This window comes from Rhodoferax sp. (assembly GCF_010365055.1).
Lineage (GTDB): Bacteria > Pseudomonadota > Gammaproteobacteria > Burkholderiales > Burkholderiaceae_C > Rhodoferax.
The window spans coordinates 1-21,018 of the sequence record NZ_JAAFHA010000003.1; the positions used below are offsets into that span (position 1 = coordinate 1).

Genomic DNA, 21,018 nt, shown 5'->3' on the forward strand with positions numbered 1-21,018 from the left:
GCTTGATCGACTCCGGCACTTCGGGGCGGCTGGTGAACCACTCGGCATCGGCCCAGCTCTGCAGCACGGCCTTGGCGTATTTGTTGCCCTTGTCTGCTTTTTCCTTGACGTCGTGGAACTGGTCGAACATCAGCAAGGTGTTTTTCAGGCCGCTGGCGGCTTGGGTGGCGACGCTTTCTTCGGCGTCGTCAAGCAAATCGATGAGCGGGCTGATGTTGTAGCCGCCCAGCATGGTGCCCAGCAGTTGCGTGGCTTTTTCACGTGAGATCAGGGAACATTTTTCGGTGCCATGCGCCACGGCGGCCAGGTAGCTGGCCTTGACTTTGGCCGCGTCATCGACGCCGGCGGGCACGCGGTGCGTGATCAGGTCCAGCAACATGGCTTCTTCACTCTTGGGCGGATTTTTCAGCAGTTCGATGAGTTCGCCGGTCTGCTGGGCCGACAAGGGCAAGGGGGGAATGCCGAGGGCGGCGCGTTCAGCCACGTGGGCACGGTAGTTTTGCAACATGATTTACTCCTTATTTATGAAAAAAATGGCTCTAGCCCTTATCGGACTTGCGTTACCCGCTATCTATTTAACAGTAGTTGGGCGCGACGCAGCGAGCAGGCTGTGGGACCGGATCTGGCACGGCGACAGGCGGCATTGAGTCCGTGGCAACAGCGATCGGCACCTCAAGCAGGCTGGGGACCGCAGCTGGCGTGACGGCGGGCAGCTTTGGATCTTGCGTCGCAACGATTGGCGCCTCAGGCAGGCTGGGGACGGCACCTGGCACGACGACAGGCAGATTTGGCTTCTGGGCAACAACGATCGGCGCATCAAGCAGGCCAGGGGCCGGGCTCTTGATCAGGCGCTCGGCTACGATCACCTGCTCAGGATTCATGCAGACATCGGCCAGCCGTTGCCCGAGCTTTTGATTCATCAGCATGGACTTGTTGGACAACTGCAACCACACGGCGCCAGCCTGCTGGTCTTCCAGCCGGATGGCCCCGGTACTCGTGACCACCGGCAACATGCGGTATTTGAGGTTCTTGATCTGCAGGTCGAAGTAGCCCGGCGCTTTGGCGTCTGCCGTCACGGTGACAGAAGCGCCCAGTTCGCAGGGCATGCTTCCTTGATAAATCAGGGCGGCGATGGCCAGTTCGGCAGGGCTCAAGGCAGCCTCTGCGGCCCGGATGCCAGAGGCCATTTGAACTGCTTTGGATTTGATTTGCACCTGGCTCGGGGCCAAGCGCTTGGCCTTGTGGGCCACCTTCTTTGGCGCTTGGGCCAGCAGTGCCAAAGGCAGCGCAATCAACAAGACCGATGCGATAATTTTCTTTTTCACTGAAGTGACCTTACTTGGTTAATGGCATGGCGTCGGAACAGAATCCGAAAAATAAGCAGCAGCGGATGCCGGGAGATGACAGCCGGTTTGGTGAGCCCGCTGCAGCACTTGCCAAAAATAGCGGTAACTGGCACGGTCGTGCAATTTACCGCCAAAAGAGATCGGTGCCCAGTGCGCCTGTCCGCCGGCCTGCATGATATTCGCAGCCAGTTCAATCTCCTGCGCCTCAGGTGCAAAAGCCTGCAGGATCGGCCGGATTTGCGCGGGATGAATACTCCACATCCGCGTATAGCCGAAGGCACGCGCCGCTTGCCTGGCAGCCGACTGCAACAATGCGACGTCTCGGAACTCGGTCACCACACAGTGCGACGGCACCTTGCCATGTGCGTGGCAGGCCGCGCTGATTTCCAGCTTGGCTCGTCGCACCAAGGGATGCGTAAACTGATCCAGTCCGTGCCCATCAAGGGCAGCATCGACACCCATGGCGCTGGCAGGAATCGCGCCCCCGTGGCTGGACACAAAGTCCATCAAGCCAAAGCTGAGTGACTGCACCCGCGGGTGCGCGGCAATGTCGAAAGCCTGGTGCACGGCGGCAGGCGACTCAAGCAATACATGCAAAGGGAGCGGGACGGTTCGCCCGGATTGCGCCGCCGCTTGATCCACCCGTCGCACGGCCCGATCCACATCAAAGCGTGTCTCCACCTTGGGAATCATCAAGTGGCACAAGCCCGCCGCCGCGCCACCGACAATGATGTCCACGTCCTGCACAAACGCCGGGTGATCCACCGGATGGACCCGCGCGGCAATCCGACGGATCTTGTCGCTCGCTATATTTTTAGTAGCTGACAACGCTTGATTGACGAGGGCTGCAACAAGATTGGCATGATTTTTTTCATCGCCAATTGCCGCGCCGTCCTCACAATCGAGCGTGACATCAAAAACACAAGAGCCAAACTCTGCAGACATTTCGGTCTGCAAAGCCAGGCTCTTGATCATCAGCGCCTCGACCCCGCAGTAATGGTCGCACACCGGCAAGGGCGTGGCGGCTTGGGCACCGTGAAGGATGTCGCGGGGATGTTGCATTGAGGCGCTCGCCGTGCCGGGCGTGATTCGCAACCGTTGCTGCGAAAGCCCGACTGGGCCTCACCGCCATGGATCACGGTCAAACGCCGGGACGGCAGACTTTCTTACAGCAGGTGAGCCACGCCCGCTTGTTCGTCCTGCAACTCCTTGAGCGTCTTGTTGATGCATTCCTGGCTGAACGCGTCGATTGGCAGGTCTTTAACGACCTTGTATTCGCCGCCTTCACAGGTCACCGGGAAGCCAAACATGATCTCTTTCGGAATGCCATATTGACCGTCCGACGGGATGCCCATGGTGACCCATTTGCCGTTGGTGCCCAGCGCCCAGTCGCGCATGTGGTCAATGGCGGCATTCGCTGCCGATGCTGCCGAGGACACGCCGCGGGCCGCGATGATCGCCGCGCCGCGCTTGCCAACGGTGGGCAAGAAGGTGTTGGCGTTCCAGTCCTGGTCATTGATCATGTCCTTGACACTTTCGCCATTGATGGTGGCAAAACGGTAGTCAGCGTACATGGTCGGTGAGTGATTGCCCCAGACCGCCATTTTTTCAATATCGGCTACCGCTTTGCCGGTCTTGGCGGCAAGTTGACTCAAGGCACGGTTGTGATCCAGACGCAGCATGGCGGTGAAATTCTTGGCAGGCAGATCAGGCGCGCTCTTCATGGCAATATAAGCATTGGTATTGGCAGGGTTGCCAACCACCAGCACCTTGACATTGCGGCTGGCGACGGCGTTCAGAGCCTTGCCTTGCGCGGTAAAAATGGCGCCATTGACGGCCAGCAACTCGGCACGTTCCATGCCGGGGCCGCGCGGACGCGAACCAATCAGCAAGGCGTAATCAGCGTCTTTGAACGCCGTCATGGGGTCACTGTGCGCATCCATACCCACCAGCAACGGGAACGCGCAGTCTTGCAGTTCCATCATGACGCCCTGCAATGCCTGCTGCGGCTTCTCCACCGGAACCTCCAGCAATTGCAGTATCACGGGTTGGTCCTTGCCCAACATTTCGCCTGAGGCGATGCGGAACAGAATCGCGTAACCAATTTGACCAGCTGCGCCGGTAACGGCAATGCGGACGGGTTTTTTGCTCATAGTGAGAACTCCAGTGTTGTGAAACGGGACCTGGTGGCTGCTCAAACGGGTTGCCTGAGCACCTCAGAATGACACCAAGTTTACTCTGGAAAACCCGAGGTCGTCAATTTTGTCTTATGTCTTATATAAGATAAGATGTGTTGCAATATGCAACTCACACCGTCCCCATTGGTTGGCAGCAGTCCAACTGTCGCTGGCAACATGGCGGCTGTTGCGGCGCCCCTCGCGCCGGCATTCAGCCCGCTGTACCAACAGATCAAGAGCCTCATCCTGAACAGCCTGCGCTCGGGCGAATGGAAACCCGGCGAAGTGATTCCCAGTGAAATGGAGCTGGCGCTACGCTTTCGAGTCAGCCAGGGCACGGTGCGCAAAGCCATCGATGAACTAGCCGCAGAGAATCTGCTGCTTCGGCGTCAAGGCAGGGGTACTTTTGTAGCCACCCATGCAGAGCAACAAGTGCGATTTCGGTTCTTGAAACTCGTTCCCGACAGCGGCCCGCCGGGCAGCGAAGGCCCGGCCCAACGAGACATCATCGCGTGTCGCCGCGCCCGCGCCAGCGCCGATATCGCTCGGACCCTCGCACTGCGTACCGGCGATCCGGTGCTGCAGGTGCGCCGCGTGTTGAGCTTTGCCGGCACGCCAACTATTCTGGAAGACATCTGGCTGCCCGCCATCCCGTTCAAAGGCCTGACCGCTGAGCGACTGGCCAACTACCAGGGTCCGATGTACGCATTGTTTGAGACCGAATTCAATGTTCGCATGGTGCGTGCTGAAGAAAAAATTCGCGCCGAGCCCGCATTGGAAGGCCGTGAAAAATTATTAAAAGTAGCGCGCGGTACACCATTGTTGAGTGTGGAGCGGATTGCCTACACCTACCACGATGAACCGATGGAACTGCGCCGCGGCTACTACCGTACCGATACGCATCACTACCTCAACACCCTGGGATAAGTTCTGCATGGGCCGTCATCAGCGGAACACGCATAGGCTTGTTCACGAACAACATTCATACTTCCATATGAACGAATAAAGCATTTTTTGTCACAGATCAAACTGCAGTCAGCTGAGGCCAACATACCGTTCGCGTTGCAATAGAATGTTTGAAGCTGCCGAGACTGGTTACAAAGCAGTTACCCAAAACATAGAAAGCAAAGTATGTCTGAATCAGCGACAAGCAAAGCAAAAAAGCGTCCCGAGTTCTACAACATTGGCGGCAGCGATCTCATCAGTTACCGCTGGCCACTCGCATCCATTGTGTCGGGCATGCACCGCGTCAGTGGTGCCATCATGTTCTTCTTGATGCCTTTCGTCATCTGGATGTTTGACAACTCGATTTCGTCTGAAATCTCCTTTGACAAATTCACTTCCGCCTTCAATGTAGGCATGCTGGGTTTACCCGGTTTCATTTGGAAGCTGGTCGCGCTGGGGCTGATCTGGGCTTATCTGCACCACTTCATTGCCGGTATTCGCCACCTGTGGATGGATACCCATCACGAAGCCACCACCAAGGAATTCGGCAAGTCGTCTGCCGCCTTCGTCATGGCTGCCACCCTGGGTCTGACGGTCATTCTTGGCGCCAAACTTTTCGGCCTCTATTAAATTTTGTGGTTCGGCCCGTCAGCGCTGCCCCTCAACAACCAGGAAACTAATCATGTCTGTTAATTTTGGTCCCCATCGTCTCGTTGTGGGCGCGCACTATGGTATGCGCGACTGGCTTTCCCAACGCGTGACCGCCGTCCTGATGGCGCTGTTTACGGTGCTGGTTCTGGCCGAGCTTGTATTTACCAAGGGCCCGATCGGCTATGCCCAATGGGCCGGCATTTTTTCACCGCAATGGATGAAGGCCTTGACCTTTACTGTCATCCTCGCTTTGCTTTACCACGTGTGGGTTGGCATGCGCAATATTTTCCAGGACTACGTCCATCCCTACGGCGTTCGCTTCGTCCTGGACGTATTTGCCATCGTCTGGCTGGTGAGCTGCGCGGGTTGGGGCATTCAAGTCTTGTGGCGCCTGTAAGAAGCGTCCAGAAAAATCGTACTCCCATGTGTTCGTAAAAATGGCGTGCAAGCTGCGGCTTGTTGCATCCAAAAACCGAGACTCAATATAAATCATGACTGCTACTTCCAAAATTACAAAGCGCAAATTTGACGTCGTTATCGTCGGCGCGGGCGGCTCCGGCATGAGTGCCTCACTGCAGTTGGCCAACGCCGGCCTAAACGTGGCGGTGCTGTCCAAAGTATTCCCCACGCGCTCGCACACCGTGGCGGCGCAGGGCGGCATTGCCGCTTCGCTGTCCAACATGAATGAGGACAACTGGGACTTTCACTTTTACGACACTATTAAAGGTGGCGACTGGCTCGGCGACCAAGATGCCATTGAATTCATGTGCCGTGAAGCGCCCAAAGTTGTATATGACCTCGAGCACTACGGGATGCCATTTGACCGCAACCCCGACGGCACCATTTACCAGCGCCCGTTTGGAGGCCACACCAGCAACCACGGCGAGAAAGCCGTGCAACGCGCCTGCGCTGCCGCCGACCGCACGGGTCACGCCATGCTGCACACGCTGTACCAACAAAATGTCAAAGCTCGCACCAACTTCTTCGTCGAGTGGATGGCACTCGATTTGATTCGCGACGCCGAAGGCGACGTAGTGGGTGTTACCGCTCTGGAGATGGAAACCGGAGACCTTCATATCCTTGAAGCCAAGACAGTTTTGTTGGCCACTGGCGGAGCCGGACGCATCTTTGCCGCCTCCACCAACGCCTATATCAATACCGGCGATGGCTTGGGTATGGCAGCACGCGCTGGCATACCTTTGCAGGACATGGAATTCTGGCAGTTCCACCCGACGGGCGTTTATGGCGCAGGCGTGTTGTTGACCGAAGGCTGTCGCGGTGAAGGCGCTATTTTGCGCAACAGCAACGGTGAGCGTTTCATGGAACGTTATGCACCGGCCTATAAAGATCTGGCAACCCGTGACTTTGTCTCGCGCTGCATGGACCAGGAAATCAAAGAAGGCCGCGGCTGTGGTCCGAAAAAGGATTACATCAACCTCGACATGACCCACCTGGGCGTTGAGACCATCAAGCTACGCCTGCCCTCAGTGTTCGAGATTGGTCACAATTTTGCCAATGTCGACATCACCAAAGAGCCGATTCCAGTGATCCCGACCAACCACTACCAGATGGGTGGTGTGCCCAGCAGCATCACCGGTCAGGTTGTCGCTCCTAAAAACGGCGTGCAAGAAGTCGTCAATGGTCTTTACGCGGTAGGCGAGTGCGCCTGCGTCAGCGTCCATGGCGCCAACCGACTGGGTTGCAATTCATTGCTTGACATCATTGTGTTCGGCTTCGCCGCCGGCAATCACATTATTGAAACCAGCCAAAAGAGCAAGAACCATAAGCCACTGCCTGCCAATGCTGCTGACGCGTCGCTGGAACGCTTGAACCGACTGGATGCCAGCACTTCAGGCGAGTACTCGCAAAAAGTAGCAGACGACATTCGCGCCTGCATGCAGTTGCACGCCGGCGTCTTCCGCACCCAAGCCAGCATGGACGAGGGTGTGCAGAAAATTGAAAAGCTGCGTGAACGCGTTGGCGGTATCAAGCTGGCCGACAAGTCCAAGATATTCAACACCGACCGGATTGAAGCGCTCGAAGTGGACAACATGATCGAAGTGGCGCAGTCCACCATGGTGTCGGCCGCGGCGCGGCACGAATGCCGCGGCGCCCACAGCGTGCTCGACTACGACCGTCCCGCTGATGACGCCACGTGCCCGCTCGGACGCGACGATGTCAACTGGCTCAAGCACACATTGTGGGATAAAGAGACCAACAGCCTCAGCTACAAGCCGGTCGTCATGAAGCCGTTGACGGCAGAGTCCATCGCGCCCAAAGTCCGCACATTCTGACCCGTAAGCAGTCAAGGAGAAACAAAAATGGCTCAACGCACCTTCCAAATCTACCGTTACAACCCTGACACCGATGCCAAGCCTTACATGCAAACCATCAAGGTCGAACTTGATGGCAGCGAGCGCATGTTGCTGGACGTTCTGTCAAAGCTCAAGGAAATTGATCCCACACTTTCGTACCGGCGTTCCTGCCGGGAGGGCGTATGCGGTTCAGACGCAATGAACATCAATGGCAAGAACGGTTTGGCCTGTCTGGTCAATATGCTGACGTTGCCAGACACCATTGTTCTCAAGCCGTTGCCAGGCCTGCCGGTGGTGCGCGACCTGATCGTCGATATGACGCTGTTCTTCAAGCAGTACCACTCGATCAAGCCCTATTTGATTAATGAGACCAGGCCGCCAGAAAAAGAGCGTCTGCAAAGTCCCGAGGAGCGCGATGAACTCAATGGCTTGTATGAGTGCATTTTGTGCGCAAGCTGTACCACCAGTTGCCCGGTCTTCTGGTGGAACCCTGATAAGTTTGTCGGCCCGGCAGGTTTACTGCAAGCCTACCGATTCCTCTCGGACAGTCGCGATGAGGCGACCAGCGAGCGGCTCGATAACCTCGAAGACCCCTATCGCCTGTTCCGCTGCACCAGCATCATGAACTGCGTCGATGTTTGCCCGAAGAGCCTTAATCCGACCAGGGCAATTGGCAAGATCAAGGAAATGATGGTTCGTCGCGCGCTTTGACCTGGCATGGAAACTAGCGCGATGACACCAGATAAAGAACTGATCGATGAACGGGCTCTAAGCAAACTGAAATGGCGTTGTCGCCGTGGTCTGCTTGAAAACGACATTTTCATCGAACGATTTTTCCGGCGTTTTGAATCAAACCTCACAGTCGGACAAGGACAGGCTTTAAACGCCTTGATGGAACTCAGCGACAACGATCTTCTGGATCTGCATTTGGAGCGCAAATCGCTGGCGCAAGTTATCGCTAATGCGCAAGTCAGTGCGGACCTGGATCGTGATGATGTGCGTGAAGTTTTGTGTATGTTGAAAAAACCCCTTGAAAGGTGAAAAATGAAACTAGCTGACAATAAAGCCACCCTGTCGTTCAGTGACGGCAAACCCAGCATCGACTTGCCGATGTACCAAGGCACCGTCGGACCGGATGTGATTGATATCCGCAAGCTGTACGGACAGACCGGCATGTTCACCTACGATCCGGGGTTTTTGTCCACAGCTTCATGCCAGTCGGCCATCACTTACATCGATGGCGACAAAGGTGAACTTCTGTACCGTGGCTACCCGATCGAACAGTTGGCCACCAACTGCGATTTCATGGAAACCTGTCATTTGCTGCTGTACGGAAATTTGCCGGATGCTGTAGCCAAGGATGACTTCACGAAGCGCGTGACCAACCACACCATGGTGCACGAGCAGATGCAGTTTTTCCTGCGCGGCTTTCGCCGTGACGCCCATCCGATGGCCATCATGACCGGCCTGGTCGGCGCTCTGTCGGCCTTCTACCATGACAGCACCGACATCAACAACCCTGAACACCGTGAAGTTGCAGCCATTCGGCTGATTGCCAAAATGCCCACGATGGTGGCCATGGCTTACAAGTACAACGTTGGCCAACCCTTCGTGTATCCGCAGAACGATCTGAGCTATGCGGGCAACTTCATGCGCATGATGTTTGCCAATCCGTGTGAAGAGTACAAGGTCAATCCAGTGATTGAGCGTGCCATGGATCGCATCTTTACGCTGCACGCCGACCACGAGCAAAACGCGTCAACGTCGACGGTGCGTCTATGCGGCAGTTCCGGCACCAACCCCTTTGCGGCCATTGCAGCTGGCGTGGCATGCCTGTGGGGTCCGGCTCATGGTGGCGCCAACGAGGCATGCCTCAACATGTTGGGCGACATCCAGCAAATGGGCGGCATTGAGAAAGTCGGCCACTTCATGGAGCAAGTCAAAGACAAGAATTCCGGCGTCAAACTGATGGGATTTGGGCACCGGGTCTACAAAAACTACGATCCACGCGCAAAACTGATGCAGGAAACCTGCAAGGAAGTTTTGGCTGAACTCGGCCTGGAAAACGATCCTCTGTTCAAACTCGCGATGGCCCTGGAAAAAATTGCACTGGAAGACGAATACTTCGTTTCCCGCAAGCTCTACCCCAACGTGGATTTCTACTCGGGTATCGTGCAACGCGCCATCGGCATACCAGTCAACATGTTCACCGGCGTTTTCGCGCTGGCCCGCACGGTCGGCTGGATTGCCCAACTCAACGAAATGATCAGCGACCCTGAGTACAAAATTGGTCGTCCGCGTCAACTGTTCACGGGCTCCGTCAAGCGGGACGTTCTGCCGATTTCCCAACGCTGAACCCCAGTCATCTGAAGCGCCCGCCGGATGGCAACACCGGCGGGCTTTTTTATGTCGAGCGCACCGGTTCTACCGCGCCGCTTAAAATTATGCCTTGCCAAGGAAAGAACCCATGGACCGCACCCACATCGAAACGCCCGGACGCACGTTGTACGACAAACTCTGGGACGAACACGTCGTCCACACGGAAGAAGACGGCACCGCCATCTTGTACATCGACCGCCACCTCGTGCACGAGGTCACCAGTCCGCAGGCATTTGAAGGCTTGCGCCAGGCCGGCCGCAAGGTGTGGCGTGTCAGTTCCATCGTCGCCACCGCGGACCACAACACGCCAACCACCGGCTGGGAACTGGGCTACGACGGCATCACGGATCCCACCAGCAAAGAGCAAGTCGTGACGCTGGACAAGAACATCCAAGAGTATGGCGCCGCCGCTTATTTCCCGTTCATGTCAAAGCGCCAAGGGATCGTTCACGTTATCGGGCCAGAAAATGGTGCCACCTTGCCTGGCATGACGGTCGTTTGTGGCGACTCGCACACCTCCACTCACGGCGCCTTTGGTGCCCTGGCCCACGGCATTGGCACCAGCGAGGTCGAGCACGTGATGGCAACGCAAACCCTGCTCGCCAAAAAAGCAAAAAACATGCTGGTTCGGGTTGATGGCACCCTGCCCCGCGGTTGCAGCGGCAAAGATATTGTGCTCGCCATCATCGGCAAAATCGGTACCGCTGGCGGCACGGGTTACACCATTGAGTTTGGCGGCGCAGCCATTTGTGCCTTGAGCATGGAAGGCCGCATGACTGTATGCAATATGGCCATTGAAGCCGGTGCCCGCGCCGGACTGGTGGCCGTAGACGAGAAGACCATCGAATATGTCAAGGGCCGCCCATTGGCACCTGGGCACAGTGCGGCCAATGGCACTGCGGCTGCCGTTGAATGGGATCAGGCCGTGGCGTACTGGAGGACCCTGCAATCTGATGCCAACGCACGTTTCGATACTGTTGTTGTGTTGGACGCGGCGCAGATCATCCCGCAGGTGACCTGGGGAACTTCACCCGAAATGGTGCTTGGCATTGAGGACCGCGTGCCAGACCCTGACAAAGAAAAGGATGCCAACAAGCGCAGCGCCATCGAACGGGCCTTGGTCTATATGGGGCTGGAGCCCGGCAAGGCGCTCAATGATCTGTATGTGGACAAGGTGTTTATTGGTTCCTGCACCAACAGCCGGATTGAAGATATCCGTGAAGCGGCCACGCTGGTGAAAAAGCTGGGGCAAAGAGTGGCTCCTAACGTCAAACTGGCGATGGTGGTGCCGGGCTCCGGGCTGGTCAAGGCGCAGGCTGAGCACGAAGGCCTGCATGAGATCTTCAAGGCCGCCGGCTTTGAGTGGCGCGAGCCGGGTTGCTCCATGTGCCTGGCCATGAACGCCGACCGACTGGAGCCAACCGAGCGCTGCGCCTCCACCAGCAACCGCAATTTTGAAGGTCGCCAAGGTGCCGGTGGGCGCACCCACTTGGTCAGCCCGGCCATGGCTGCAGCGGCCGCCATTTACGGCCATTTTGTCGACATCAGGACATTGGTCTGAGCCGCCTGGCCCAAGGAAATCATTATGCAAAAATTCGACCTGCACAAAGGGCTGGTGGCCCCGATGGACCGCGAAAACGTCGATACCGACGCCATCATTCCCAAGCAATTCCTCAAGTCCATTCGCAAGACTGGCTTCGGTCAGAATCTGTTCGATGAATGGCGTTACCTGGATGCGGGCTTTCCTGGTCAAGACCCCCAAAGCCGCAAGCCGAACCCTGACTTTGTGCTGAATCAGCCGCGCTATCAAGGCGCATCGATTCTGCTGGCACGCAAGAACTTTGGCTGCGGCTCGTCACGCGAGCACGCGCCCTGGGCGCTCGATCAGTTCGGTTTTCGGGCCATCATTGCGCCGAGCTACGCCGACATTTTTTTCAACAACAGCTTCAAGAACGGCTTGCTGCCCATCGTCCTCAGTGAGCACCAGGTCAGCAAGTTGTTTGACGAGACGCTGGCCTTCCCTGGTTACTCTTTGATGATTGACCTGGAACGCCAGGTGATCGTCAAGCCCGACGGCGAAGAGTTGCCATTTGAAGTACAGGCCTTTCGCAAATACTGTCTTCTGAATGGCTTTGACGATATTGGACTGACGCTGCGCCATGCCGACAAGATCAAGGCTTTTGAAGCCCAAAGATTGGCACAAAAACCGTGGCTAGCCCACACCCTGCTTGCATAAGCAACTATAAATTCAATAGCAGATAAATTCATTATGAAAATTGCAGTTTTGCCCGGTGATGGCATTGGTACCGAGATTGTGGCCGAGGCAGTGAAGGTCTTGAATGCCCTTGACCTCCAGTTCGAGATGGAAACCGCACTGGTCGGCGGTGCCGCCTATGAGACCCACGGCCACCCCTTGCCGGAGGCCACTCTCAAACTCGCCAAACAGGCCGATGCCATATTGTTCGGCGCCGTCGGTGACTGGAAATACGACAAGCTCGATCGTCCGCTGCGCCCCGAGCAGGCGATTCTGGGCTTGCGCAAAAACCTCGGCCTGTTTGCCAATTTCCGCCCCGCCATTTGTTACCCGGAGCTGGTCGGCGCTTCCAGCCTCAAGCCCGAGTTGATCGCGGGTCTGGACATCCTGATCATTCGCGAGTTGACCGGCGACATTTACTTTGGCCAGCCGCGCGGTCGCCGTGTCGCGACCGACGGGCACTTCCCTGGCGCTGAAGAAGCCTTTGACACCATGCGCTACAGCCGCCCCGAGATTGAGCGCATTGCCCACGTCGCCTTTCAAGCGGCACGCAAACGCGGCAAGCGTGTCACCAGTATCGACAAAGCCAACGTGCTGGAGACTTTTCAGTTTTGGCGCGACGTGGTTACCGAAGTGGGCCAGCAATACCCTGACGTCGAACTTGACCATATGTACGTGGACAACGCCGCCATGCAACTGGTGCGTGCGCCCAAAAAATTTGATGTTGTGGTCACTGGCAACCTGTTTGGCGACATTCTGAGCGATGAAGCCGCGATGCTGACCGGCTCGATTGGCATGCTGCCCTCGGCGTCCCTGAATTCGAGCAACCAGGGCCTGTATGAGCCCAGCCACGGCAGCGCACCCGACATCGCCGGCAAGGGCATCGCCAACCCGTTGGCCACCATCCTGAGCGCGGCCATGATGCTGCGCTTCAGCCTGAACCAAGAAACCGCCGCCCAGCGCATTGAAGCCGCGGTCAAGAAGGTGCTGGCACTCGGGCTGCGTACCACTGACATTTTTAGCGAAGGCACCACCCGCGTCAGCACCCACGAGATGGGCGCGGCGGTGGTCAAGGCTTTGTAATGATCCGTGCAGCCCGCCTCTTAAGGTGATGCAGTCTGGGTGAACTGTTCTGATGTTTTTAATTCAACTCTAAATGGGCAAGATGATGAAAATTGGCAATCTGGTGGGTCTGGTTGGTTGGCGTGGCATGGTGGGTTCGGTGTTAATCGACCGCATGCAGACTGAAGGCGATTTCGATCTGATTGAACCAGTCTTCTTTTCAACCTCCAATGCCGGTGGCCAAGCCCCGGCTCTGGCCAAAAACGAAACCATCCTGAAGGATGCCTTTGACATTGAAGCGCTGAAAAAATGCGACATCATCATCAGCGCCCAGGGGGGCGACTACACCACCGAGGTATTCCCCAAACTACGTGCTGCCGGGTGGGGCGGCCATTGGATTGATGCGGCATCCACGCTACGCATGACGGACGACGCCGTCATCATCCTGGACCCGGTCAACCTGAATGTCATCAAGAATGCCCTGGCCAAAGGCGGCAACAACTGGATTGGTGGCAATTGCACCGTCAGCTGCATGTTGATGGGTGTCGGTGCGCTGTACAAGGCAGGCTTGGTCGAGTGGATGACCAGCATGACCTACCAGGCCGCATCCGGTGGCGGCGCGCAGCACATGCGCGAGTTGTTGACGCAATTCGGCACGCTCAATGCCGAAGTGAAGAACCTGCTGGACGACCCCAAGTCAGCCATCCTCGAAATTGACCGCAAGGTTCTGGGCAAACAGCAAGCCTTGACGCCGGCTGAAACGGCCAATTTTGGTGTTCCGCTGGGTGGCAGCCTGATTCCCTGGATCGACAAGGACTTGGGCCTTGGCAAGCAATCGGATGAAGCCGGTTGGGGCATGTCGCGCGAGGAATGGAAGGGTGGCGCCGAGACCAACAAGATTCTGGGTCAGGGTGCCGCCTTTGGCACCGCTGAGACACCGGTGGACGGCTTCTGCGTGCGCGTGGGCACCATGCGCTGCCACAGCCAGGCCCTCACTTTCAAACTGAAGAAGGATGTGCCCAGCGCCGACATTGAAGCCATGATTGCGGCCGATAACGAATGGGTCAAGGTCGTGCCCAACACGCGCGAGGCCACGGTGCAACACCTGACACCGGTCGCCGTCACCGGCACGCTGGGCATTCCGGTGGGGCGCATCCGCAAGCTCGCCATGGGGCCGCAGTACGTCGGCGCATTCACCATTGGTGACCAGTTGCTGTGGGGCGCCGCAGAACCCCTGCGCCGCATGCTGCGCATCCTGCTGGCCGCCTAAGCAGTGATTGAATGCTGCTCACGGGTTTGCCCTGGCGGCGAAAGCCGCAGGCCGTTGTCGCTCGACAACATAGAATCCACAGGTGTTTACCTTGCCTGCCAATGATTCAAAGTTAAGAGCTGGCTTGGCTTGTCAGGGCCGAACATTGATGCTATGGTGCTTTTCACGTTGCCAGTACTGATGCAGTTGCTCCCCTCATGACGACAAACTTCCCAGCCGCCCGAACACCGGAGTCCACAAATTGATTTCTAAGTCTCATCGTTGGCAAAGAACTGCCATGGCAATTGCGGCCACTGCGATTTTCGGCCTCTGGGGATCGAATGCGGCGGCACTTTCACTGGGTCGAATCTCGGTTCAATCGGCACTCGGAGAGCCTTTGCGGGCGGAAATTGAAGTTCCGGAAATCAACGCCGAAGAGGCCGCTTCGCTCAAAGCATCGATTGCGTCGCCAGACGCCTTCCGCACTGCCGGCTTGGAATACAACCCTGCCATGGCGAGCCTGCAGGTCTCGCTTCAACGACGTGCCGACGGACGTGCCTACATTCGTTTAAGCAGCGACCGGGCCATCAACGATCCGTTTGTTGACATGATTCTGGTGGCCAGCTGGGCGACCGGTCGCATCGTGCGTGACTACACCCTGTTGTTTGACCCACCCAGTCTGCGGCAAGCGGCAAGCACCGCACCAACCCCGGCTCAAGTCCCGGTGCAAGTTCCAGCGCCGTCGTCGACCAGTCGGGTCGCTCCTCCAGTCGCGCCTGCGCCTTCGAGACCGATCGCGGCGCCCGCGCGGCCTGCAGTTGAGCCTGCTCAAAGCCCGGTCAAACCGCCTGCACGCCCGCTGGCTGACAAGGCACCGGACGCCCAAGTCCGCTCGGTAACCGTCAAGTCCGGCGACACAGCCAGCAAAATAGCGACGGCGACAAAGCCGGCCAATGTCTCCCTTGACCAGATGCTGGTGGCTCTGCTGCGCGCCAACCCGGACGCCTTCATCGGCGATAACGTCAACCGCGTCAAGGCCGGCTCAGTCGTGAGCATCCCCACCGCGGCGCAAGCAGAAGCCACGCCAGCCGCAGACGCCCGCCAGATCATCATTGCCCAAAGCAAGGATTTCAACGACTTCCGCCGCAAGCTGGCAGCTGCCGCGCCCAGCGCCCAGATGGCGGGCGCAGACCGCAAAGCGAGCGGCGCGGTGCAGGCCAAAGTTGAGGACAAAAAACCCCTCACCGCGGTGCCTGACAAATTGACTTTGTCAAAAGGAGCCGTTCAGGGCGCCTCCGCTGAAGCTCAGCTAGCCCAAGAGCGCAATGCCAAAGAGGCGGCCGACCGGGCGACCGAAATCGCCAAGAACATCAGTGACCTTGGCAAACTTGGGGCGGCATCGACTGCCGTGGCGCCGGCTCTGCCGGCATCTGCCGCGTTGGTCGCCGAGCCAAGCGCAGCGCCGAGCGTCACCGCGGCCTCAGCACCAGCGGTTAGCGCGCCCGCTTCTGCCGCCGCAGTTGCAGTGCCTGGGGCACCAGTGCTTAGCCCCATGGCAACAGCATCGGCACCCACGCCAGCGCCTGCAGCCACCCCACCCGTGGCGCTGCCCGAACCCAGCTTGCTTGACGACATGACGGAAAGCCCTTTGGCCCTGTCCGGCGCCCTTGGCCTGGTCGCCCTGTTGGTCGCCTTTGGGCTCTACCGCACCAACAAGCGCAAGAAGGCCGCCGCGGGCGATAGTTCATTTCTGGACAGTCAGTTGCAGCCCGACTCATTCTTTGGCGCCAGTGGCGGTGAAAGTGTCGACACCAGTGACAATGCGGCCACGGGTTCCTCCATGGTCTACTCGCCCAGCCAGCTTGATGCGGTCGACGATGTTGACCCCGTCGCCGAGGCTGATGTCTATCTCGCCTATGGGCGCGACATGCAGGCGGAAGAAATTTTGAAGGATGCCCTGGTTAGCAACCCCGGACGCATCGCGATCCATCAAAAATTGCTTGATATTTTCGCCAAGCGGCGTGATACGAGAAGCTTTGAGAACATGGCCACCCAGGCCTTCAGGATGACAGAGGGTCAGGGGCCGGAATGGGAACGTATTTGCCTACTCGGCTTGAGCATTGACCCGAGCAATGCGCTGTACCAACCCGGCGGCGAACCCAACAATCCGGATGGCACGCCTTCTCGTCCGATGACACTCGAACAGACGGGCAGTCTTGCTGCCGGTGTGGGTGCAGCGGCGACCCAAGTCATTGCGCCCCAGGCTGGCGGGGCAGCAGATCTCGATTTGGACCTCGACTTTTCGCTTGACGAGGAGCCCGTCAGCGCGATCAGCGAGATTCAACCCAGCTACACCGAACCCACCATCAGCCTGAAGGCGGTCGATGAACCCCCAGTGCTTGATTTTGGCTTGGACGAAGCCGCAGTACCTTTTGTGCCGGCCAAAGCCGATGCAGCCGATGGCATCGGTGCCATTGAATTCTCGCTGCCCGATCTGGATGCTGTAGACAATGACCAGAGCCCACCGGCGGCGAACAGCGACGATTTCAAACTGCAAGCCGCCAATAGTTTTGGACTGACCAGCCCCGTGCCCCTGCCCAAATCAGAACCACCAGCGCCTGCCGCGCCTGATTTAGGCATGCTCGAGTTTGACCTCGGCTCCCTGTCCCTGGATTTGGGGGACGAAGCACCGACGGATACCGCCGCAAGCCCGATGGCCAATGAGTATGAAGACCCATTGGTCACCAAGCTGGCACTGGCAGAGGAATTCCGGGCGATTGGCGACGAGGACGGCGCACGCGCGCTGATTGAAGAAGTGATCTCTGAAGCCTCAGGCGACATGAAGATCAAGGCGCAACGCGCGCTGAGCAACCTCTGATCTGCCTTCGCCACAGAGCAGTCGCCGAGCACCGCGCAATGAATCCACTGTGAGACTGGCACTGGGCATCAGCTACAACGGGCAGGCCTACCAAGGCTGGCAGAGCCAGTTATCCCGCCAGACGGTGCAGGACAAGCTCGAGCTGGCCTTGGGCAAGTTCACCGCCCAGCGGGTTTCCACGCTGTGTGCCGGCCGCACCGACGCTGGCGTCCATGGTCTGATGCAGGTGGTGCATTTCGACACGCTGCTTGAGCGCGCCACGTCATCCTGGGTACGCGGCACCAATGCTTTGCTGCCGCGCGACATTGCCGTGGAATGGGCGCATGTGGTGCCCCCCGAGTTTCATTGCCGCGCCAGCGCCTTGTCGCGTCGTTATGCCTACATCGTGATGGAATCCCCGGTTCGCCCCAGCGTGGATGCGGGCCGAGTTGGCTGGGTCTTCAAGCCACTGGACGCTGGCGCGATGCAAGAGGCCGTGGCGTACCTGCTCGGCGAGCAGGACTTCACCTCGTTTCGGGCGTCGGCCTGCCAGGCGCTGTCGCCGATCAAGACGCTGCGACGCATCGACATCTCGAAACGCGGCGCCTACTGGCGATTCGAATTTGAAGCCAACGCCTTTCTGCACCACATGATTCGCAACATCATGGGTTGCCTGGTAACAGTGGGTCAGGGCAAGCAGGCGCCGCAATGGGTCAAGCACGTGCTGCTGGAGCGCGACCGCGATGCCGCCGCACCGACGTTTTCCCCTGACGGGCTGTACTTTCTCGGTCCGTGTTATGCCCCCCATTGGGGTTTGCCGGATCGCACACCGGCCTTTGATGCATTGCCATGACCACTACCCCCCTATTTGCCCAGCGCACCCGGATCAAGATCTGCGGTCTCACGCGTGAACAGGACGTCGACGCAGCCGTGGCGGCCGGCGCGGATGCCATCGGCTTTGTGCTTTATGCCAAAAGTCCGCGCTATGTCACACCAACGCGGGCGTTTGAGCTGGCGCGCCGACTGCCGCCCTTTGTCACACCGGTGCTGTTGTTTGTCAATGAGACTACTGAAAATATCATAGCTGCCCACGCAATCGTAGCGGGGGCTACAGCTCAATTTCATGGTGAAGAAACACCGGAGCAGTGTTGGCTGGCATCCCAAGCGGGGGCTCGCCCCTATTTGCGTGCAGCGCGCATTCCGCTGGGTGACACTGGTGGCGGCTTCGATCTCGTAAAATTCGCGCTTGATTATTCTCAGGCCCAGGCCATTTTGCTCGATGCCCATGTGGAAGGCTACGGCGGTGGCGGTCAAACATTCAATTGGTCACTGCTGCCTCCAAACGTCAACGCTCACCTCGTCTTGAGTGGTGGGCTCAGCGCTGCCAACGTGACCGCGGGCATCCTGCAGGTGCGCCCGCGCTGTAAATCGCTGGCAGTCGATGTGAGTTCGGGGGTCGAAGTCTCCGGCCCCGGCAACAAGGGCATCAAAGACCCTGAAAAGATCAACCAGTTTGTCGCCGCCGTTCGCGCCGCCGACAAGCAATTTGAATACCTTGCGGGACAGACCGCAGTTACGTGAAACGAACCAGCTCTGTCCCCAACTGATTAGTTAACTATGTATAAATACCAACAACCCGACCCGCGTGGTCACTTCGGCATTTACGGCGGCAGCTTTGTTTCCGAGACGCTGACGCATGCCATCAATGAACTCAAGGCGGCTTACGCCAAGTACCAGTTCGACCCTGCTTTTGTCGCCGAATTCGAGTACGAACTCAAGCACTTTGTCGGTCGTCCCTCCCCTGTTTACCACGCCGCGCGCATGAGCCGCGAGCAGGGCGGCGCGCAGATTTTTCTCAAGCGCGAAGATCTGAACCACACCGGCGCCCACAAGATCAACAACACCATCGGCCAGGCGATGCTGGCCAAGCGCATGGGCAAGCCGCGCGTGATTGCCGAGACCGGCGCCGGCCAGCACGGCGTCGCCACCGCCACCATCTGCGCCCGCTACGGTCTGGAATGCGTGGTCTACATGGGCAGTGAAGACGTCAAGCGCCAAAGCCCCAATGTGTACCGCATGAACCTGCTCGGCGCCACGGTGGTGCCGGTCGAATCGGGGAGCCGCACCCTCAAAGACGCCTTGAACGAGGCCATGCGCGACTGGGTCGCCAACGTGGACAACACGTTTTACATCATCGGCACGGTGGCCGGACCGCACCCGTACCCGATGATGGTGCGCGATTTTCAAAGCGTGATCGGCAAGGAATGTCTGGTGCAAATGCCCGAGATGCTGCAAGCCGCAGGCTGCACCAGTGGCCAGCCGGACGTGGTCACGGCCTGTGTCGGCGGCGGCTCCAACGCCATGGGCATATTTCACCCCTACATTGCGCATGAAGCCACGCGCCTGATTGGCGTCGAAGCAGCAGGCGAAGGCATGGACAGCGGCAAACACTCGGCCTCGCTGCAACGCGGCAGCCCGGGCGTGCTGCACGGCAACCGCACCTATGTGCTGCAAGACGACAACGGCCAGGTCACTGAAACACACAGCATCAGCGCCGGCCTGGACTACCCTGGCGTTGGCCCGGAGCACGCCTTCCTCAAAGACATCGGCCGGGCCGAGTATGTGGGCATCACAGACCAGGAGGCCTTAGCCGCCTTCCACTACCTGTGCCGTACCGAAGGCATTATTCCGGCGCTCGAATCGAGTCACGCCGTGGCTTACGCCATGAAGCTGGCCAAAACCATGCGCCCAGACCAATCGATCCTGGTGAATTTGTCCGGTCGCGGCGACAAGGACATCGGCACCGTGGCCGATCTCTCCAACGCCAATTTCTTTTGCCGCCCCAGTTGCACCGGGCAGTCGGTCAAGGGAAACTCAATACAAAATAAGCCTGTAGCCCTTGTGCCGCTTGCGCGAACAGCTAGTGTTTCAGGAGCACCCCAATGAGCCGCATCGCGCCCACTTTTGCCGCGCTGAGGGCCCAAGGGCGCAAGGCCCTGATTCCCTATGTCACCGCGGGCTTCCCGTTCCCCGATGTCACGCCTGAGTTGATGCACGCATTTGTGGCGGGTGGCGCTGATGTGATTGAACTGGGCGTGCCCTTTTCCGACCCCAGCGCCGATGGCCCGGTGATCCAGAAAGCCGGCGACAAGGCACTGGCCGCCGGCATTGGCATGGTGCAAGTACTCGCTATGGTGCGCAGCTTCCGACAGCAGGACAACAGCACGCCGGTGGTGCTGATGGGCTACGCCAACCCGGTGGAGCGCTACAACCAGAAACATGACCGAGGGGACGCCAAGAGTGCTTTCGTGCTGGACGCAGCAGCAGCCGGTGTCGACGGTGTGCTGGTCGTCGACTACCCGCCCGAAGAATGCGAAGACTTTGCTTCTGAGCTCAAAAGTGCGGGACTGGACCTGATTTTCTTGCTCGCGCCCACCAGTACCGACGAGCGCATGCAGCAAGTCGCGCGGGTCGCCAGCGGCTATGTTTACTACGTCTCGCTAAAGGGTGTCACCGGGTCCGGCGCGCTCGACACCGCTGCCGTCGAGGCGATGCTGCCGCGCATTCGTGCGCACGTGAACGTGCCGGTCGGCGTCGGTTTTGGCATTCGCGATGCCGCCACCGCCAGGATCATCGGGCAGGTGGCGGATGCGGTTGTCATCGGGAGCAAAATCATCGAGTTGATTGATGCACAGCCGCGGGACCAAGTGGCCCCGGTGGCACAAAAATTCCTGCGTGAAATCCGCACTGCGCTCGATTCATAATCCACCGCATGCCGTTTGA

The 21,018-nt window shown here is 58.4% G+C and carries 18 protein-coding genes and 2 pseudogenes; 16 read left to right on the forward strand and 4 right to left on the reverse strand.

What is annotated here, in order from left to right; all coding sequences use genetic code 11:
- The 4 genes and pseudogenes from GZ093_RS01120 to GZ093_RS01135 all read right to left on the reverse strand — a co-directional run.
- A pseudogene (locus tag GZ093_RS01120) lies at window positions 1-508 on the reverse strand (aconitate hydratase B); the annotation flags it as partial.
- Window positions 509-809: 301 nt separating this feature from the next.
- A pseudogene (locus GZ093_RS01125) lies at window positions 810-1,280 on the reverse strand (hypothetical protein); the annotation flags it as partial.
- Between the two features lie 63 nt (window positions 1,281-1,343).
- A complete protein-coding gene (locus tag GZ093_RS01130; protein WP_296480884.1) occupies window positions 1,344-2,408 on the reverse strand; it encodes an aldolase/citrate lyase family protein in 1,065 nt (354 codons plus the stop codon).
- A gap of 104 nt (window positions 2,409-2,512) precedes the next feature.
- Window positions 2,513-3,499: a malate dehydrogenase gene (locus GZ093_RS01135; protein ID WP_296480888.1), complete on the reverse strand. Its 987-nt coding sequence runs from the start codon at window positions 3,497-3,499 to the stop codon at window positions 2,513-2,515.
- A 201-nt stretch (window positions 3,500-3,700) separates the two neighbouring features.
- On the opposite strand from GZ093_RS01135, the gene GZ093_RS01140 reads away from it, so the two are divergent.
- The 16 genes from GZ093_RS01140 (at window position 3,701) to trpA (ending at window position 20,999) form a co-directional block, all read left to right on the forward strand.
- The gene (locus tag GZ093_RS01140; RefSeq protein ID WP_296480891.1) at window positions 3,701-4,450 is read left to right on the forward strand and encodes a GntR family transcriptional regulator; all 750 of its coding nucleotides are present in this window, start codon (window positions 3,701-3,703) and stop codon (window positions 4,448-4,450) included.
- Window positions 4,451-4,654: 204 nt separating this feature from the next.
- Window positions 4,655-5,098, forward strand: a complete 444-nt coding sequence (gene sdhC, locus GZ093_RS01145) for a succinate dehydrogenase, cytochrome b556 subunit (protein WP_296480894.1) — start codon at window positions 4,655-4,657, stop codon at window positions 5,096-5,098.
- Between the two features lie 52 nt (window positions 5,099-5,150).
- Complete coding sequence (sdhD, locus tag GZ093_RS01150) at window positions 5,151-5,516, forward strand: succinate dehydrogenase, hydrophobic membrane anchor protein (RefSeq protein ID WP_296480899.1); 366 nt, start codon at window positions 5,151-5,153, stop codon at window positions 5,514-5,516.
- A 94-nt stretch (window positions 5,517-5,610) separates the two neighbouring features.
- Window positions 5,611-7,413: a succinate dehydrogenase flavoprotein subunit gene (gene sdhA / locus GZ093_RS01155; protein WP_296480902.1), complete on the forward strand. Its 1,803-nt coding sequence runs from the start codon at window positions 5,611-5,613 to the stop codon at window positions 7,411-7,413.
- A 27-nt stretch (window positions 7,414-7,440) separates the two neighbouring features.
- Window positions 7,441-8,145, forward strand: a complete 705-nt coding sequence (locus GZ093_RS01160; RefSeq protein ID WP_296480905.1) for a succinate dehydrogenase iron-sulfur subunit — start codon at window positions 7,441-7,443, stop codon at window positions 8,143-8,145.
- A 6-nt stretch (window positions 8,146-8,151) separates the two neighbouring features.
- Window positions 8,152-8,475 carry a succinate dehydrogenase assembly factor 2 gene (locus GZ093_RS01165; RefSeq protein ID WP_296480909.1) on the forward strand — a complete coding sequence of 108 codons (324 nt, stop codon included), beginning with the start codon at window positions 8,152-8,154 and terminating at the stop codon, window positions 8,473-8,475.
- Between the two features lie 3 nt (window positions 8,476-8,478).
- The gene (gltA, locus tag GZ093_RS01170; RefSeq protein WP_296480912.1) at window positions 8,479-9,789 is read left to right on the forward strand and encodes a citrate synthase; all 1,311 of its coding nucleotides are present in this window, start codon (window positions 8,479-8,481) and stop codon (window positions 9,787-9,789) included.
- A gap of 112 nt (window positions 9,790-9,901) precedes the next feature.
- Window positions 9,902-11,374, forward strand: coding sequence for a 3-isopropylmalate dehydratase large subunit (gene leuC / locus GZ093_RS01175; RefSeq protein WP_296480916.1), 1,473 nt, complete (start codon window positions 9,902-9,904; stop codon window positions 11,372-11,374).
- A gap of 24 nt (window positions 11,375-11,398) precedes the next feature.
- Window positions 11,399-12,049 (forward strand): 3-isopropylmalate dehydratase small subunit, encoded by a 651-nt coding sequence (gene leuD, locus GZ093_RS01180; RefSeq protein WP_296480919.1) that lies wholly within the window; start codon window positions 11,399-11,401, stop codon window positions 12,047-12,049.
- 33 nt (window positions 12,050-12,082) lie between these two features.
- Window positions 12,083-13,150 carry a 3-isopropylmalate dehydrogenase gene (leuB, locus tag GZ093_RS01185; RefSeq protein WP_296480922.1) on the forward strand — a complete coding sequence of 356 codons (1,068 nt, stop codon included), beginning with the start codon at window positions 12,083-12,085 and terminating at the stop codon, window positions 13,148-13,150.
- 85 nt (window positions 13,151-13,235) lie between these two features.
- Window positions 13,236-14,399, forward strand: a complete 1,164-nt coding sequence (asd, locus tag GZ093_RS01190) for an aspartate-semialdehyde dehydrogenase (protein WP_296480924.1) — start codon at window positions 13,236-13,238, stop codon at window positions 14,397-14,399.
- Window positions 14,400-14,676: 277 nt separating this feature from the next.
- On the forward strand, window positions 14,677-17,256 hold the full coding sequence (locus GZ093_RS01195; RefSeq protein ID WP_296480927.1) for a FimV/HubP family polar landmark protein: 2,580 nt from the start codon (window positions 14,677-14,679) through the stop codon (window positions 17,254-17,256).
- 49 nt (window positions 17,257-17,305) lie between these two features.
- The gene (gene truA / locus GZ093_RS01200) at window positions 17,306-18,088 is read left to right on the forward strand and encodes a tRNA pseudouridine(38-40) synthase TruA (RefSeq protein WP_296480929.1); all 783 of its coding nucleotides are present in this window, start codon (window positions 17,306-17,308) and stop codon (window positions 18,086-18,088) included.
- Entirely contained in the window at window positions 18,085-18,816 is a 732-nt protein-coding gene (locus tag GZ093_RS01205) for a phosphoribosylanthranilate isomerase (RefSeq protein ID WP_296480932.1), read from the forward strand. The genes truA and GZ093_RS01205 overlap by 4 nt, the downstream gene beginning before the upstream one ends.
- Before the next feature lie 36 nt (window positions 18,817-18,852).
- The gene (gene trpB / locus GZ093_RS01210) at window positions 18,853-20,181 is read left to right on the forward strand and encodes a tryptophan synthase subunit beta (protein WP_296480933.1); all 1,329 of its coding nucleotides are present in this window, start codon (window positions 18,853-18,855) and stop codon (window positions 20,179-20,181) included.
- A complete protein-coding gene (trpA, locus tag GZ093_RS01215) occupies window positions 20,178-20,999 on the forward strand; it encodes a tryptophan synthase subunit alpha (RefSeq protein ID WP_296480935.1) in 822 nt (273 codons plus the stop codon). Before trpB ends, trpA begins: the two co-directional genes overlap by 4 nt.
- The last annotated feature ends 19 nt before the right edge of the window (window positions 21,000-21,018 follow it).